This window comes from Arcobacter sp. CECT 8985 (genome assembly GCF_004116495.1).
Taxonomy (GTDB): Bacteria; Campylobacterota; Campylobacteria; order Campylobacterales; family Arcobacteraceae; genus Malaciobacter.
In genome coordinates, this window is the sequence record NZ_PDKC01000026.1 from 1 (window position 1) to 16,385 (window position 16,385).

A 16,385-nucleotide genomic window follows, 5' to 3' on the forward strand; every position below is an offset into this window, starting at 1 on the left:
CTGATAATACTGCACCTTTCAGGTGTGGAAACGTAGGTCTCTGCCAGCTCTTGAGTTTTGTTTTTACTTTTTACTAAGCCTTTATCTATAACAACTTTTCTCTTGTTATTGATATGGGCTTTTTTTTTATACCACTTTCTTATCCCCTTTTTTCTTTTTCCCATTACTTTTTATTTTTTTAGTCTTTTTTATTTCATTTCTTTTTTATATAATATTTGATTAATTTATTAAATTATTACATTTTTATAAGTTTTATATTATATAATCATAGACTTTGTTTTAAGGAAATATATGTTAGGTATGATTAGGAATAAAAAGATTAAATTTTCAATAAAGCATTCTGTTTCGAAATTTATTCTTTCTTTTATAATTGCTTTTTTTATTGCAATAGTTCCAGAATATGTTGGACTATCTAAAGAGGCATCTTTAATGCTATTTATTTTGTGCTTTTCTGCACTATTGTGGATGACGGAGGCAATACCAACATTTGCTGTTTCATTTCTTATTATAGTTTTGGAAATATTCCTTTTAGGTTATCATGATTTTAATTTTGATAGTAATTCTAAAGATTGGATGTATTATTTAAAACCATGGTCCTCACCATTAGTATTTTTATTTTTATCAGGATTTATTCTTGCAATTGCTGCATCCAAAACAAAACTAGATTTATGGTTAGCAAAAAAAGTAATATTTTATTTTGGTTCTAAACCACACAATATATTAAGTGGATTAATGCTTATTACATTTGTTTTATCAATGTTTATTTCAAATACTGCTACTACAGCAATGATGATGACAATGTTATTACCATTATTGAAAAATATGAAAGATGATAACCCTTTTCAAAAAGCTATTTTATTAGGTATTGTTGTTGCTGCAAATATTGGTGGGATGGGTACAATTATTGGAACTCCTCCAAATGCAATTGCAATTGGAATATTAGGAGATAATGCCCCTTCTTTTGTAGAGTGGATGATGCTTGCTCTTCCTCCTAGTATTATTATTGTATTTATATTAAGATTTATACTTTTAAAAAAATATCCTTCAACAGAAGAGAAAATTAATATAGATAAATTAAAAAAAGTTTCACATTATGATGATACAACAACTGATTTTAATAAAATACCATCTATTCCTAGTTGGAAAAAGTTACTCGTAATTGCAGTATTTACATTTACTATTTTACTTTGGCTTACAGGTCCATTTCATCATATTCCAACTCCTGTTGTATCACTATTGCCAATTGTAATTTTTACTATTTTTGGTATTATTGATACAAATGATATTAGACAAATTAGGTGGGATGTAATTATATTAATTATTGGTGGACTTTCATTAGGTTCTGGTGTTGTTAAAACAGGGCTTGATCATTGGCTTGGTATGCAAATTGATTTGGAAGGACTAAATATATTTTTAATTGTATCTTTATTTGCATTTATAGTAATAGTAATTTCAAATTTTATGAGTAATACTGCAGCTGCAAATATTATGCTTCCTTTGGTTATTGCATTAGGAAGTACATTAGGAACTGGTGTAGTTTCATATATGATAATAACTATTGCTTTATCTGCTTCATGTGCTATGGTTTTACCAGTGTCAACTCCTCCAAATGCAATTGCATATGCAAGTGGCCATTTGGAATCAAAAGATTTTCTATTTATTGGTCTAATAGCAGGTGTTGCTGGACCATTCTTTATTATTACTTTACTTAGTTTTTATTCATAGATGATTAGCTTTAAAGCTAATCATCATTTTTACTTGACAGTATAAATATAATATGATACAATCATCATATGATAAAAATATCATATGAAAGGATTGTAATATGAAAAAAACATTTAAATCAGAGAAAATTGCTTGTTCAAATTGTTCAAATATGATTAAAGCATCTTTAGAGGATACTTTTGGTGAGATTGAAGTAAATTTAGATACAAATCCAAAAGAAGTAACAGTTGAAATTAACAATGATGAACAAGAAAAAAATTTTAAAAAAGAGATGAAAGAACTTGGATTTGAAATTATAGAAGATTAATATGTCAAATTCAAAAAAGTTAATAAAATCATGTTGTGAGGGAATTAGCCATATTCCTGAAATAAAAGAAGTTCTTCCTTCTGATGAATCTTTAATTCAAATTTCTTATATTTTTAAAGCATTAAATGATCCAACAAGATTAAAAATGTTGTATGCGTTATTAGATTATGAAATATGTGTTGGAGAGATGTCAAATTTACTTGAAATTTCACAGTCCCATGTATCACATCAATTTAGAATATTAAAAAAATATGGAATTGTTGATTTTAGAAAAGAGAAGAAAATGTCATTTTATCACATAAAAAATGAGTATATTGAAGAACTTCTAAATATGATTTTAAAAAATGTAAAGGAGTAATATGTCAAAAGAAAAAATAAATTTAAATATTTCTGGAATGACTTGTGTTAATTGCTCTAATGGAATTGAAAATTTTTTAAAAAGAAAAGAAGGAGTTTTAGATACAAAAGTAAGCTTTGCTTCAAGTGAAGGTGAATTTACGATTGATTCTGAACTTTTTACAAAAGATAAACTAATTGCAAATATTGAAAAACTGGGATATAAAGTTGAAGAGGATTTCAAAAAATTAGAACAAGAAGAGTTAAAAGGTTTTGAAAAATTAAAACAATTATTCTTTTCTTCTTTATTTTTTACTGTATTGATATTTATTTTCTCTTTATCAAATATCTTTGAGGATAATACAAAATTTATTGTATTTGTATTAGCAAGTATTGTTCAGTTCTATGGTGGTGGTAGATTTTATAATTTAGCATACAAATCACTTAGTAATAGAAACTATGATATGAATGTATTAGTTGCACTAGGTACAAGTGCTGCATATTTTTACTCTACATTTGTACTTTTTTTACCAAGTATTTTTCCTGAACATTTAAGATTCATATATTTTGATGGGGCAGCTGTAATAATTACATTTGTTTTACTAGGAAGATATTTAGAAGCTAGATCAAAACAAAAAGCCAGTGATTTTTTGAAAAAACTTATGAATTTAGTTCCACAAGAAGCAAATATTATTTTAAATGATGGGCAAATTGATACAATTTTAGCTTCAAAATTAAATATTGGAAATATAGTTTTAGTTAAATCTGGTGAGAAAATACCAAGCGATGGTAAAATTGTAGAAGGTAAAGCAGATATTGATACTTCTATGATTACAGGCGAATCAATGCCTGTGTTCAAACAAGTTAATGATGAAGTTTTATCAGGTACTTTAAATACAAATGGAGTTATAAAAGTTGAAGTTTCAAAACTATCGCAAGATACAACTCTTTCTAAAATTATTACCTTATTAAAATCAGCACAAAGTAAACAGATACCTATTAGTAGATTTGCAGATAAAGTTGCAAATATTTTTGTTCCTACTGTTATAATTATCTCTATTATAACATTTATAGTTTGGGCAATGCTTGGTAATATTCAAAATGCAATTTTGACTTCTATTAGTGTACTTATTATATCTTGTCCTTGTGCACTTGGCCTTGCAACTCCTATTGCAATAGTAAGTTCAGTAAGTAGAGGAGCTAAAGAGGGACTTTTAATAAAAAATCCTGAAATACTAGAGATTATAAAAGATATAAAATATGCTGTATTTGATAAAACAGGTACTTTAACTAAAGGTGAAATAAGCGTAGAAAACACAGATATTGAACTTAAATATTTTGAAAAAATTGCTTCAATTGAATCAATGAGTGAGCATCCAATTTCAAAAGCAATTGTTAATTTTATTAAAGAAAATAAAACTTTTGAAAATACAACTATTGATGAAATTGATATTATTGCAGGAAAAGGAATAAAAGCTAAAATAGGAAAAGATGACTTTTTACTTGGAAATGAAAAACTATTAAATGAAAATAATGTAAATATATTATCTAATCATAAAGAGTTTTTTAATAAAGAGTTAGAAAAAGCAAATGGTGCAATTTATGTAGCTTTAAATAGCGAAACAATTGGTTCTTTTTCATTAGTTGATAGACTTAAAGATACAGCAAAAGAGTTAATTGAAAATATTAAAAAAGATGGAATTATTCCAATATTATTAACTGGAGATAATAAAATTACTGCTTCTAAAATAGCAAATGAATTAAATATTGAAGAAGTATATAGTGAAGTTATTCCAACTGAAAAATATGAAATTATACAAAAACTGCAAAAACAAGGAAAAGTTATGTTTGTTGGAGATGGAGTTAATGATGCTCCTTCAATAAAACAAGCTGACATTGGAGTTACTTTAAATTCAGGTTCAGATATTACAAAAGATGCAGGAGATATTATTTTAATAAATAATGAATTGTCTTCAATAAATAAAAGTATTCACTTATCAAAAGAGAGTATAAAAGTAATTAAACAAAATCTTTTTTGGGCATTTGCTTATAATGCAGTAGGGATACCTTTATCAGCTGGAGTATTTTATCCTGTTTTAGGGCATATGTTAACACCAATGTATGCAGGAATTGCAATGAGTTTTAGTTCTGTATCGGTTGTTTTAAATTCATTAAGATTAAAAATTAAAAAAATATAGATATAAAAAAAGGGTCAGTTGAAAACAACTGACCCTTTTTATTTGGAATAACGAAATATTACAGTCTAGATTCGTATCTTCTAAGCATGTATAATCTCTTAAGCATTTTCTTTCTAGCGTTAATTTTTTGTTTTTTTCTAACTTCTGTCATTGGTTCAAAAAATCTTCTAGCTCTAGTTTCAGTAACAATAAGATTTCTATCGCATTGTTTCTTGAATCTTCTATATGCTTCGTCAAATGATTCGTTATCTTTAACTTTAATGCCTGGCACTAAAATCACCCACTTTCTTTTTAAATTTTGAACTCGCATTATATTTAAAGTTAACTTAATTACTATTTAATTTATTTAAGATATAATAGTAAAATTTAAAAAAAGGCTTAATAATTGAATTTAACGCACTTAGATGATAAAAATAGACCTAAAATGGTAGATGTTTCAGCAAAAGACGATACATCAAGAGTAGCAGTTGCTTCAGGTACAATTTCTATGTCTCAAGAAGCATTTGATGCAATAATTTCAAATAATACAAAAAAAGGGCCAGTTTTACAAACAGCAGTAATTGCAGCTATTCAAGGCGTAAAAAAAACTTCTGATTTGATTCCAATGTGCCATCCTTTATTATTAAGTGGAATTAATTGTGATATAGAAGAAGTTCCTAGTCTTCCAGGATTCAAATTATATGTTACTGCAAAATTAAATGGACAAACAGGTGTTGAGATGGAAGCATTAACAGGTGTTAGTGTAGGATTATTAACTATTTATGATATGGTTAAAGCGATTGATAAATCAATGATTATTTCAGAAGTTCAACTTGAACACAAATCAGGTGGTAAAACTGGAACTTTTGACAGAAAAGATATGTAAGGTTTAATATGATTGATTTAAGTAAAGAGACTTTAAAATTAAATTATCCTTGTAATTGGATTTATAAATTAGTATGTCATCATGATAAAAATATTAAAGATATTATGAAAGATGTATTAAATGATAGAGAACATAGTGTTAAAGAGTCTAAAACTAGTAGTAAAGGTAAATATAAAAGTTATGCATTAGAACTGTTGGTTCATAATGAAGATGATAGAAAAGAGTTATATAAACTTTTAAGCGATCATGAACATATAAAAATGATTGTATAAGATCTACCATGAATAGAAGAGATTTCCTTGATAAAATTAAAACTGTCACTATTATAGGGTTATCATATCCTACAATTTCTAGTGCACATAGTAGAATTAATGATTCTATAATTACAAATAGTGATAAATACACAGATCATAAAGATATCTTTATTCCTAATGATGAGATGAAAGATTTTATAAGTGTAAGAAGAAAACTTAGACAAGTTCAACGATATGTTGGATATGGAAATTTTAATATTATTTCTTTTGATTATATGTTAAAAACTGCAAAATATGCTAGTAAAATTGAGCAGTTTTCAAAAGAAGAAATAGATTTTATGGAAAAAACATTTTATATAAATCCTTCTCAATATGGTTTTTATGGTAAAAAAGTATCAACAAAAATTACTGATGCAATAAATAAAAAAGATGTTGTAAAAATTCCTAGAACTGGTCACTATTTATTTAAAGGTAAACCAGAAAAAACATATTATGAAATGAAAAAAGATATAGGTGATACAATGGTTTTAACTTCTGGAGTTAGAAGTGTTGTTAAACAAATGAAACTATACTTGGATAAAGTTTATAGAACTGAAGGTAATATTACAAAAGCATCTAAATCTTTAGCTCCTCCTGCTTATACATATCACTCAAATGGAGATTTTGATGTTGGTAAAAAAGGTTTTGGATATAACAATTTTACTTCAAGATTTGCTTTAACAGAAGAGTTCTATCAAATGAAAAAATTAAAATATATAGAGATGAGATATACAATCAATAATAAGGATGGTGTAAGATATGAACCTTGGCATATTAAGGTTATCTAGTTTTTTATTAATTTGTTTATTTATAACAAATTTGAATGCTAGTATAAAAGATTTAGATTTTGATTTGATCAAAAAAGGAGATAATTCTAAAGATAATACACTACTTATTGTTGGTGGAATTCAAGGTGATGAACCAGGTGGATTTATGGCTGCATCACTAATTGTAACACATTATAAAATAAAAAAAGGTTCTGTTTGGGTTATTCCTAATTTAAATTTTTATTCAATAATAAAAAGAAATAGGGGACCATTTGGTGATATGAATAGAAAATTTGCAAAGATTTCTAAAAATGATCCAGATTACTCAAAAATAGAAAGAATAAAAAGTTATATTTTAAAAGATAATGTAAAACTTGTAGTAAATTTACATGATGGAAGTGGTTTTTTTAGAAAAAAGACAGTAAATGGAATTTATGCTTCTTATAGATGGGGACAAAGTTCTATTATTGATCAAAAAAAAATTGATGTAAAAAAATATGGACATTTAGAAGAAATTTCATCTAATGTATGCAAACATGTAAATGAGAATCTAATAAGAAAAAGAGATAAATATCACATAAAAAATACTCATACTAAAATGGGTGATAAAGAGATGGAAAAAAGTCTTACTTATTTTGCTATAAATCATGGTAAGCCTGCATTTGGAAATGAAGCAAGTAAAAATTTACCATTACACGAAAGAACATATTATCACTTGTTAGCAATTGAAAAATATATGGATACTATGGGTATTAAATATGAAAGAAATTTTGATTTAAATCCAAAAACTTTAAAAGATGTAATTGACAATGATATTTATATATCTTTTTATAATAATAAAATTAAATTACCTTTAGGTGAAATTAGAAATAGCATTGGATATTTCCCTGTTAAAAAAGATGGAAAAATTGATTTTACTCCAAGTAATCCTTTGATGGTTATAATTAAAAATACAAATTCATATAGTATCCATTATGGAAATAGAAGATTAGCAAAACTATTCCCTGATTATTTTGATATGGAAAATGAGTTAAAAATTGTTCATCTAAAAGTAGATGGAATTGAAAAAAAAGTAAAAATTGGTACAATAGTTAATGTTAAAAATGACTTTTTAGTAAAAAAAGAGAAAGGCATTAGAGTTAATATTATTGGATATGTAAACAATTCACATGAAAATGAATCTGGATTGAAAGTATCAAAAAAACAAATTATTAGAAGATTTTCTATAGATAAAAGTAGTAACCTTTATAGAGTCGAATTTTATAAAGGTAATAAGTTTGCAGGAATGATAATTGTTAACTTTGATAATAATAATCCAATAAGAGATCATAATTTATCAGTAACAAATAATGAAAAACTAAGCTCAACTAATATTTAGTGAGCTTAGAATTGTAAATCAATAAGTTCTTTTTTAAATAGTTCTTGGTTCAATTTTTTACAAGCATTTTTATAAAGCTCTTCAATTCTTTCTTTATCATCATTCATAGTCTGTACTAAACTCTCAATTGTTTCACCAGACTCAATAGCAACGTAAACTTTATACTCTTTTTTTGTAAATTTTCTTTTTAAAACTTCTTGTAACTGCTCTTCTGATTTTAATGTTCCAACAAGTTTATCAATATTATTTGTAATTGATTGTGTAAAATTCATTACTTTTAATCCTTTATTTTTATAAGTGGTATTATATATTAATGGTGCTTTATTTTAAATTTCTATCCATTCTTTTAATTCATTAATATCTTCATATGCTGTCATGTCAAGTTTTATTGGAGAGATTGATACATAGTTTTCTTTTATTGCTTCAAAGTCACAATCTTTATTTTTACTTTCTTGCCATCTAAGAGGGTGTAATCCAATCCAATAATATTCTTCTCCTCTTGGATTTATATGTCTTGATGTGTCATTCCCATACTCCCTATAGCCAGCTTTTGTAATTTTTATACCTTGGCAATCTATTTTTTTAACAGGAGGAATATTTATATTTAAAAACTTTCTTTTTCCAAGAGGAAATTCATCTTTTAATATTTTTTTTGCAATTTTTGCAATAACATCTTTTGCAAGTTCAAAATCCCAACCATTTTTTATATCATTGCATCTATCTTTACACACTTGTGATATAGCGATTGCAGGGATTCCATGTAACACTGCTTCCATGGCTGCTGCTGCAGTACCACTATATGTTATATCTTCTCCCATATTTGCACCAATATTTATTCCACTTACAACTAAATCAGGCTTATATCCATCTTTGAATAGATTATGAATAGATATAAACATACAATCAGTTGGACTTCCATCATCTATTTTATAAAAATCATCTTTTACATTTTCCATTCTTAATGGTTTATCAAGTGTAAGTGAGTGACCACATGCTGATTTATTTCTTGCTGGTGCAACTACAGTTAGTTTAGCAATAGGAGAGAGTGCTTTTATTAAAGCTTTTATTCCTATTGCATCAAAACCATCGTCATTTGTAATTAATATTTGTTTCATTATTCTACTTTATAAACCCCATCTATTGTATTTAATAGTGATTCTACATTGTTTGCTACTTTAAAACCTGTATCTAGTTCTATATCACCAAGTTTTGATTTTACTAATATTCTAAAATCTCTTTTTCCTTGGTTATTTGCAATAACTTCAAAAAGTTTATACATTATCTCTTCACTATTAGAAAAAGGTACTGCAACAGTTAATGGAGGTTCTATCTTTTCTACTCTTTTTAATCTTTGTTTATCTTTTTTAGCATCATTTAAATCTTCTATTTTTCTAAGACTCATTCTTGTAAATTGATCATCTTTTGAAATTCTCACTTTAAAAGCAAGTGGTTCATCTTCATATTTAAAATCACTTCTTAACTCATTTAATTTATCTTCAAACATCATTAATTCAATATTTCCATGTAAATCCATGATATTTAAAATTGCAAATTTATTACCTTTTTTAGAAATTCTTTCATTTATTGTTTCAACTTTTCCAACAAATAAAACTTCACTTCCATCACTTAATTCATCAATTTCAGAACTTAATGTATAACTAATGCCATCTAATTGTTCTCTATATTCATCAAGAGGGTGACCAGATACATAAAATCCTAAAGTATTTTTTTCAAATTCCAAAATCTCTTTTGAACTGTATTCAGGTAAATGTTCAAGTTCAACTGTTACAGTTGTTAATTCTTCATCATCTCCAAAAAGCGAACCAGTTGCTAACTTTTTAGCTTGCATTGCTTTTCCAGCACCTTCAACTATTAATTCAATTTGTTCAAGTAGTGCTTTTCTACTATATTCAAAGCAATCAAGTGCTCCTGCTTTAACAAGTGATTCTATTACTCTTTTATTTACTTTACTAGCATCAATTCTAGAAATAAAGTCACTTAAGTCTTTAAATTCACCACCTTCTTTTCTTACTCTTAAAATTGATTTGATAGCCACATCTCCTGCACCTTTGATGGCACCCATACCAAACATAACTACTTCTTTTCCATCAATATTTTTAGCTGAGAATACTAAGTCTGATTTATTAATATCTGGTGGGAATAGATCAAATCCTAATCTTTTTACTTCATCTACATATTTTACAACTTTATCTGTATTGTCTTTTTCTAACGTAAGAAGTGCAGCCATAAACTCAGAAGGGTAATAACACTTTAAATATGAAGTATAAAAAGTTACCATTGCATAAGCAGCTGAGTGTGATTTATTAAATCCATAACCGGCAAATTTAACAATTAAGTCAAATAGTTCTTCACAATGTTCTTTAACAAATCCTTTTTTTACTCCACCTTGGGCAAATTCACCTTTTAGTCTATCCATCTCTTCTTTAATTTTTTTACCCATTGCCCGTCTAACAAGATCCGCACCACCAAGTGAGAATCCACCAACACTTTGAACAATTTGCATAACTTGTTCTTGATAAACAATTACTCCATATGTTGTTTCAAGAATCGGTCTTAATGGAGCATCAAATTCATCATAAAAATAGCTAATTTCAGCTCGTCCATGTTTTCTATCAATAAAATCATCAAGCATTCCTGATTCCATTGGACCTGGTCTATAAAGAGCAAGTACGGCAATAAGGTCTTCAAAACTTGAAGGTGCAAGTCTTTTACATAAATCTTGCATTCCATCTGATTCAATTTGAAATAATCCAATTGTATTTCCAGTTTGGATTAAGTCATAAACACCTTTATCATTTTCATCAACATGAATAAAATCTATTTTTTTTCCGTGTCTTTTTTCTACAAGTTTATTTGCTTCGTCAATTACTGTTAATGTTTTAAGACCTAAAAAGTCAAATTTAATTAAGTCAACATCTTCTACAAATTTACCATTATATTGTGTGGCAAGTGTTTCCATCCCTGAAGGTTTGAATAATGGAGTCTTTTTCCATAAGGGTTCATTAGAAATAACAACACCAGCTGCATGAGTACCTGCATTTCTATTTAATCCTTCTAATGCAATTGCAAATTCCCATACTCTTTTTGCTTGTGGGTCTGATTCGCAAAGCTCTTTTATTTTTGGTTCTTTTTCCCATGAGTCAGTTAAATTAATTCCAAGTTCATCTGGAATAAGTTTGGCCATGGCATCTGCTTTTGAATATGGCATATCAAGAACTCTAGCAACATCCCTAATAACACCTTTTGCAAGTAATTTACCAAATGTAATAATTTGTGCAACATTGGCTCGACCATATTGTTTAATAACATAGTCAATAATTTCACCCCTTCTACTTTGACAGAAATCCATATCAATATCGGGCATTGATACCCTTTCTGGATTTAGGAATCTCTCAAAAAGTAATCCATAAGGCATTGGGTCAAGATCTGTAATAAATAGACAATATGCAACTAAGCTTCCTGCTGCTGAACCTCTTCCTGGTCCTACTGGAATCTGCATTTTTTTAGCAACAATAACAAAGTCCCATACAATTAGCATATAACCTGGAAACTTCATTCCATTAATAATATCTATTTCTGTTTGTAATCTTTGTCTATATTCTTCATGTTTTTCTTTTGGAACAATTTCCAGCCTTTTTTCAAGTCCTTCCCAACACTTAGTTTCAAACAGTTTAATGTCATTTAGAAGTGAGTACTCCTCTTCAGGTTCAGGGATTTCAATGTTCATCTCTGTTAATTTTTGTCTTGTAAATTTAAAGTTTGGTGGAGTAGGGTTACCAAGTTTGATCTCTAAATTACATTTTTCTACAATTTCTTGAGTATTTTCTATTGCTTCTGGAATATCTGCATATAGTTTTGCAATTTGTTCAGGAGATTTAAGATAAAACTCATGAACTGAGTGTCTTAATCTATTTGGATCATCAAAAAGTTTATTCATTGCAATACACATAAATGCTTCATGTGGTTGAGCATCTTTTTTTTCTAAATAGTGTGTATCATTTGTAACTACAACTTTTATTCCTGTCTCTTTTGAAATTCTAAGAATTTGGTCATCTATGAATAACTGGTCACCAATTCCATGTCTCATTATTTCCAAATAGAAATCATCTCCAAAAATTTCTTTATATTCTAAGGCTATTTCTTTTGCTTTTTCATAACCTTTTGCACCATTTCTTACATTTCTTTCATTTTTAGTATTTAAATGCCAGTTTACTTCTCCTTGTAGACAAGCTGCACTACAAACTAATCCTTCAGAATTTTCTCTTAGAAGTTTTTTATTTATTCTTGGATAGTAATAAAACCCATGCATATAAGCTTGAGAGCTTAAGAACATTAGATTTTTATATCCTGTATCATTTTTTGCATATAAACATAAGTGATATCTTTGTTTTGTTGTTTTATCCTCAAGTTCTTCACTATTATGAATATATGCTTCCATCCCAATAATTGGTTTTATTCCTTCTGCTCTCATTGCATTATAAAAAGCAATAGCGCCAAACATATTTCCATGATCTGTCATAGCAACGCTATCCATACCAAGGGCTTTGATTTTTTTTGCTAATGGTTTGATTTTATTGGCACCATCAAGTAGTGAATATTCTGTATGTAAATGTAAATGTGTAAATTTTGGAGTATCTGACATGTTAAAATCTCTATTTATTAGTTTTATTTCATTATATCTAAAAAATGATTTTGAGCCTCTTTAAAACCAAGATTAAAACAATCTTCAAGCTGTTTAAAAGTAAATAGAGAAAAACTCCTAATATGGGCACTTGTGAGGTAATGGTTTGAGAATTTTATTGAGTAAGAATGGTTTTCATATAGTGTTTTTAAAAAATTTCTTTTAAAAATTTTAATTGGATTAAATTTTTTAGATATTGTAAATTCTCTTTTTGGAAGTAGATCAATTGTTATTATTTCATAATCTTTATTTTCAAGCGGTTTTATAGGTATATTGTCAAAAAAACCTCCATCTATTAGGCTCATATTTTCATATTTTATGGGTCTAAAAAGAGGTATTAATGCACTTGAAGCAAGACATAAAGGTAAAATATCACCTTTTTCAAAGTAGTGAAGCTTTTTTTCTCTTAAGTCATATGAGCAGATATAAACAGGCTTTTTTAATTCTTCTAATCTTTTAATAGGTAATAATTTTTCAACAATTTTACTTGTTTGTTCAATTCTAAATAAACCATTTCTAAAGTAATTAAATTTGAATATTTTTTTTAAATCTTTTGATGTGAAAATTTCAAGTTGTTCTTTTGCTCTAACTCCACTTGCGTGTGAAGAGGCAATTATACTTCCAATAGATGAACCACTATATGCATTTATATTTATATTGTGCTGTTCACAAAAGTGTAATACTCCAAGATGAAAAGCTCCCCTTGCTGCACCTCCACCTAGTGCTAATGCAAAGTTATCTTTTGAAATTTTATTCATTCTTTTTCTAACCAATCAATTATTATAAATTTACCTTCATATGTTTCTGCAATTGCAGTGCAATTTTCAACCCAATCCCCACAATTTAAATATTCAATACCATCTATTTTTCTCATTTCAGCTTTATGAATATGTCCACAAATAATACCATTGTAACCTCTATTTTTTGCATGAGTTGATAGAACTTTTTCATAGTCATTAATAAAAGAAACCGATGATTTAACACTATCTTTGACATATTTTGAAAGTGACCAATATTTTTTGATACCAACTCTTTTTCTAATAAAATTTAGAAATGAATTAATATATAATAATAAATCATAACCATAATCACCTAAAATTGCAAGCCATTTTTTGGTCATAGTAATTGAATCAAAAAAATCACCATGGGTTATATAATATTTTTTGCCATTTATAGCATTATAATCAAGTTCATTTGTTATTGTTAATGAATTACCTAAAATTAGAGGTACAAATGGTCTTAAAAATTCATCATGATTCCCTGTTATAAAAGTTACGTTACATCCTTTTCTTGCTTTTTTTAGAATCTTTTGAATAACATCTGAGTGTGTTTGGGGCCAAATAAGTTTTCTTTTTATTGCCCAGCCATCAATTATGTCGCCTACTAAGATGAGGTTTTCACTTTGATTTTCTTTTAAAAATTCTAATAAAGCTTTCGCTTTTGAAAAGCGAGTTCCTAAGTGAATATCTGAGATAAATATGCTTTTGTATTTCATGCATAGATTATAAGTTAGAATGATTACAGAGTAATTACAAGATAAACAATTAATACAAATCTTTTAAAGATTTGTATTAATTGAAGTTTTTTTAATAAAGTCCTATTATTTTCCACCACGCTAAACCAGCAATTAAGAATATTACTTGATTTAATAGGTTAATGGCAAAACCAGCACTCCACCACTCTTTAGTCGTTACAAATCCAGAACCAAATAAAATAGGCCCTCTTGCATGAGTATATTGTGTTAATGAACAATATAAACTACTTGTAAAACCAAGTAATAATGCTAATGGGTAAGCAGGAATTCCAAGTTTAATACCTACACCTAAAAATACCGAATAAAGTGCGGCAACTTGTGCAGTTCCACTTGCAAAAAAGTAGTGTGTATATGTATAAATCATAGTTAAAACACCTAAAATTATAATCCAATTTACTGAAGCCATGAATTTTAGTTCTTCACCGATTGTATTACCAAACCATTGTGTGAAACCTAATTTATTTAAAAAAGTTGCCATCATAAGAAGAGCTGAGAACCAAACTAATGTATCCCAAGCTGCTTTTTCACCTTTAATATCATCCCAAGTTAAAACACCTGTAATAATTAAAGAAGAAAGACCTATTAATGCTGTAGTTGTTGAGTGAATACCTAATTGTTTACCGAAAATCCAAAGTATTAATACACCAATAAAAGTAAGTGCCATAACTTTTTCATCTCTTGAAACTGGCCCTAATTTTTCTAATTCTGCTTGGGCAAACTCTTTTGCTTCCGGAGTATGCTTTATTTCTGGCTTTATAATAAAATATAAAGCTATAGGTACAAGAATTAATGAAATAATTGCTGGTCCTACTGCTGCTACAAACCATCCAATCCATGAAAGTTTTACCCCAAACCCTTCTGCTAGTTTAACAATAAGTGGATTTGCAGCATATGCTGTAATAAACATTGCAGCAGTTATATCATTAATATTCCCAATTGAAGTAATTAGGTATGTTCCCATTTTTTTTCTACTAGGATCATTTGGTAAAGATTTAAAACTTTGAGATAATGCATTTGCAATAGGATATATTACTCCTCCACATCTTGCTGTATTACTAGGTGTTGCAGGTGCTAAAATTAAATCTGCAATTGACAATCCATATACTAAACCTAAAGTTTTTTTACCAAAGAACTTAACCATAATTAGTGCAATTCTTTTCCCAAAACCAGTTTTAATAAAACCTTTTGCAATAAAAAATGCAACAACAATTAACCAAATTAAGTAACTATCAAAACCACTTAATGCATCCATAATTGCCTGTTTTGAAGTTTGTGCACCAGCTGCTGCTGTTAATGCAAATACTGTTACCCCTAATAACCCTACAGCACCAATTGGCATAACATTTAGAACAATCCCCACAATTGTACATAAAAACACGATTAATGTGTGCCAAGAATTTGCATCTATACTTTGAGGTGGAAAAAACCACGCAATCAAACCAACGAAAAATATTCCACACAGTGGAATAATTTTAATTTGTTTATTCATTTATACTCCTTTTTAATTGAACGTATATTACTTTTTTTATACTTAAACAGGAATATAATTTATAAAAAATGACATAAAAAAAACAATTGTAATTAAATTGTAATATTTCTTTAAGTTTTGTATATTATATGTAGATGTTGAGCTAAGTATTATAGCTCAACTTATAATTTATACTATTTCTGTAGTAAACCGTTTTTAACTTCAGTATACTTTTCTTCATTTAGTAAAATTTTAACAATTTCTAATGCAAAGTTCATAGCTGTTGCTGGGCCTCTTGAAGTAATAACTTTATCATCAATAACAATATCATCTTCATTATGGTAACCATCTTGTCTTATTTTTTCTTCGAAACTAGGATAACAAGTAAAATTTTTATTTAGAACATTTGCTTTGTGTAATGCAAATGGTGCTGCACAAATTGCACCAATATGTTTATTTTGCTCTTTCATCTGTTTTAAAAGATTTTGAACATTTGCATTTTCTGCTAATGTGAAAGCATTTGGTAAGCCACCTGGAAGAATAATCATATCAAATTCTTCTGCATTAATTTTTTCTATTTTACAATCAGCAGTTACTTTAATATCATGAGCTCCAATTGTTTGAATATCTTCAACTGCTGCTATTGTTACATTTATATCTGCACGTCTTAATACATCAATGATAGATATAGCTTCAATCTCTTCAAAACCATTTGAAATAGGTACTATTACTTTAGACATTTTAACTCCTTTTTTATTAAATATTATTTTAAATATTACAATTGTTAGGCTCAATATAAGATAAATAATATA

At 27.6% G+C, this 16,385-nt stretch carries 16 protein-coding genes; 8 read left to right on the plus strand and 8 right to left on the minus strand.

Annotated features, from left to right (window positions below; all coding sequences use genetic code 11):
* The first annotated feature begins 291 nt into the window (after positions 1 to 291).
* The 4 genes from CRU93_RS10690 (at position 292) to CRU93_RS10705 (ending at position 4,566) form a co-directional block, all read left to right on the plus strand.
* A complete protein-coding gene (locus CRU93_RS10690) occupies positions 292 to 1,725 on the plus strand; it encodes a DASS family sodium-coupled anion symporter (RefSeq protein WP_129104191.1) in 1,434 nt (477 codons plus the stop codon).
* Positions 1,726 to 1,825: 100 nt separating this feature from the next.
* Entirely contained in the window at positions 1,826 to 2,032 is a 207-nt protein-coding gene (locus tag CRU93_RS10695) for a heavy metal transport/detoxification protein (RefSeq protein ID WP_129104192.1), read from the plus strand.
* Between the two features lies 1 nt (position 2,033).
* Positions 2,034 to 2,390, plus strand: a complete 357-nt coding sequence (locus tag CRU93_RS10700) for a helix-turn-helix transcriptional regulator (protein WP_129104193.1) — start codon at positions 2,034 to 2,036, stop codon at positions 2,388 to 2,390.
* 1 nt (position 2,391) lies between these two features.
* Positions 2,392 to 4,566 (plus strand): cation-translocating P-type ATPase, encoded by a 2,175-nt coding sequence (locus CRU93_RS10705; protein ID WP_129104194.1) that lies wholly within the window; start codon positions 2,392 to 2,394, stop codon positions 4,564 to 4,566.
* Between the two features lie 58 nt (positions 4,567 to 4,624).
* Here the strand turns inward: CRU93_RS10705 and rpsU are convergent, their stop codons facing one another.
* The gene (rpsU, locus tag CRU93_RS10710; RefSeq protein WP_129104227.1) at positions 4,625 to 4,837 is read right to left on the minus strand and encodes a 30S ribosomal protein S21; all 213 of its coding nucleotides are present in this window, start codon (positions 4,835 to 4,837) and stop codon (positions 4,625 to 4,627) included.
* A 114-nt stretch (positions 4,838 to 4,951) separates the two neighbouring features.
* On the opposite strand from rpsU, the gene moaC reads away from it, so the two are divergent.
* From moaC to CRU93_RS10730, 4 genes are read left to right on the plus strand one after another with little or no spacing between them, the layout of a single operon-like run.
* Positions 4,952 to 5,431: a cyclic pyranopterin monophosphate synthase MoaC gene (gene moaC / locus CRU93_RS10715; RefSeq protein ID WP_129104195.1), complete on the plus strand. Its 480-nt coding sequence runs from the start codon at positions 4,952 to 4,954 to the stop codon at positions 5,429 to 5,431.
* A gap of 8 nt (positions 5,432 to 5,439) precedes the next feature.
* Positions 5,440 to 5,703 carry a YbeD family protein gene (locus tag CRU93_RS10720; protein ID WP_129104196.1) on the plus strand — a complete coding sequence of 88 codons (264 nt, stop codon included), beginning with the start codon at positions 5,440 to 5,442 and terminating at the stop codon, positions 5,701 to 5,703.
* Positions 5,704 to 5,711: 8 nt separating this feature from the next.
* A complete protein-coding gene (locus CRU93_RS10725; RefSeq protein WP_129104197.1) occupies positions 5,712 to 6,512 on the plus strand; it encodes a D-alanyl-D-alanine carboxypeptidase family protein in 801 nt (266 codons plus the stop codon).
* A 31-nt stretch (positions 6,513 to 6,543) separates the two neighbouring features.
* Positions 6,544 to 7,869: a M14 family metallopeptidase gene (locus CRU93_RS10730; RefSeq protein ID WP_258238897.1), complete on the plus strand. Its 1,326-nt coding sequence runs from the start codon at positions 6,544 to 6,546 to the stop codon at positions 7,867 to 7,869.
* Positions 7,870 to 7,874: 5 nt separating this feature from the next.
* Here the strand turns inward: CRU93_RS10730 and CRU93_RS10735 are convergent, their stop codons facing one another.
* The 7 genes from CRU93_RS10735 to CRU93_RS10765 all read right to left on the minus strand — a co-directional run bounded on the left by CRU93_RS10735 (position 7,875) and on the right by CRU93_RS10765 (position 16,313).
* Complete coding sequence (locus CRU93_RS10735; RefSeq protein ID WP_129104199.1) at positions 7,875 to 8,141, minus strand: hypothetical protein; 267 nt, start codon at positions 8,139 to 8,141, stop codon at positions 7,875 to 7,877.
* A gap of 54 nt (positions 8,142 to 8,195) precedes the next feature.
* A complete protein-coding gene (surE, locus tag CRU93_RS10740; RefSeq protein WP_129104200.1) occupies positions 8,196 to 8,984 on the minus strand; it encodes a 5'/3'-nucleotidase SurE in 789 nt (262 codons plus the stop codon).
* A complete protein-coding gene (gene dnaE / locus CRU93_RS10745) occupies positions 8,984 to 12,532 on the minus strand; it encodes a DNA polymerase III subunit alpha (RefSeq protein ID WP_129104201.1) in 3,549 nt (1,182 codons plus the stop codon). Before dnaE ends, surE begins: the two co-directional genes overlap by 1 nt.
* Before the next feature lie 23 nt (positions 12,533 to 12,555).
* Complete coding sequence (locus CRU93_RS10750) at positions 12,556 to 13,329, minus strand: patatin-like phospholipase family protein (RefSeq protein WP_258238898.1); 774 nt, start codon at positions 13,327 to 13,329, stop codon at positions 12,556 to 12,558.
* Positions 13,326 to 14,066 (minus strand): UDP-2,3-diacylglucosamine diphosphatase, encoded by a 741-nt coding sequence (locus tag CRU93_RS10755; protein ID WP_129104202.1) that lies wholly within the window; start codon positions 14,064 to 14,066, stop codon positions 13,326 to 13,328. Before CRU93_RS10755 ends, CRU93_RS10750 begins: the two co-directional genes overlap by 4 nt.
* A gap of 91 nt (positions 14,067 to 14,157) precedes the next feature.
* Positions 14,158 to 15,594, minus strand: coding sequence for a DASS family sodium-coupled anion symporter (locus tag CRU93_RS10760; RefSeq protein ID WP_129104203.1), 1,437 nt, complete (start codon positions 15,592 to 15,594; stop codon positions 14,158 to 14,160).
* Between the two features lie 173 nt (positions 15,595 to 15,767).
* Positions 15,768 to 16,313 (minus strand): DJ-1 family glyoxalase III, encoded by a 546-nt coding sequence (locus tag CRU93_RS10765; protein WP_129104204.1) that lies wholly within the window; start codon positions 16,311 to 16,313, stop codon positions 15,768 to 15,770.
* Between the last annotated feature and the right edge of the window lie 72 nt (positions 16,314 to 16,385).

What these genes read in the sequence shown, in the direction of transcription:
- CRU93_RS10690 (WP_129104191.1), top strand. Translation starts at nt 292, where the DNA reads ATGTTAGGTATGATTAGGAATAAAAAGATTAAATTTTCAATAAAGCAT.
- CRU93_RS10695 (WP_129104192.1), top strand. Translation starts at nt 1,826, where the DNA reads ATGAAAAAAACATTTAAATCAGAGAAAATTGCTTGTTCAAATTGTTCA.
- CRU93_RS10700 (WP_129104193.1), top strand. Translation starts at nt 2,034, where the DNA reads ATGTCAAATTCAAAAAAGTTAATAAAATCATGTTGTGAGGGAATTAGC.
- CRU93_RS10705 (WP_129104194.1), top strand. Translation starts at nt 2,392, where the DNA reads ATGTCAAAAGAAAAAATAAATTTAAATATTTCTGGAATGACTTGTGTT.
- CRU93_RS10720 (WP_129104196.1), top strand. Translation starts at nt 5,440, where the DNA reads ATGATTGATTTAAGTAAAGAGACTTTAAAATTAAATTATCCTTGTAAT.
- CRU93_RS10725 (WP_129104197.1), top strand. Translation starts at nt 5,712, where the DNA reads ATGAATAGAAGAGATTTCCTTGATAAAATTAAAACTGTCACTATTATA.
- CRU93_RS10735 (WP_129104199.1), bottom strand. Translation starts at nt 8,141, where the DNA reads ATGAATTTTACACAATCAATTACAAATAATATTGATAAACTTGTTGGA.
- surE (WP_129104200.1), bottom strand. Translation starts at nt 8,984, where the DNA reads ATGAAACAAATATTAATTACAAATGACGATGGTTTTGATGCAATAGGA.
- dnaE (WP_129104201.1), bottom strand. Translation starts at nt 12,532, where the DNA reads ATGTCAGATACTCCAAAATTTACACATTTACATTTACATACAGAATAT.
- CRU93_RS10750 (WP_258238898.1), bottom strand. Translation starts at nt 13,329, where the DNA reads ATGAATAAAATTTCAAAAGATAACTTTGCATTAGCACTAGGTGGAGGT.
- CRU93_RS10755 (WP_129104202.1), bottom strand. Translation starts at nt 14,066, where the DNA reads ATGAAATACAAAAGCATATTTATCTCAGATATTCACTTAGGAACTCGC.
- CRU93_RS10760 (WP_129104203.1), bottom strand. Translation starts at nt 15,594, where the DNA reads ATGAATAAACAAATTAAAATTATTCCACTGTGTGGAATATTTTTCGTT.
- CRU93_RS10765 (WP_129104204.1), bottom strand. Translation starts at nt 16,313, where the DNA reads ATGTCTAAAGTAATAGTACCTATTTCAAATGGTTTTGAAGAGATTGAA.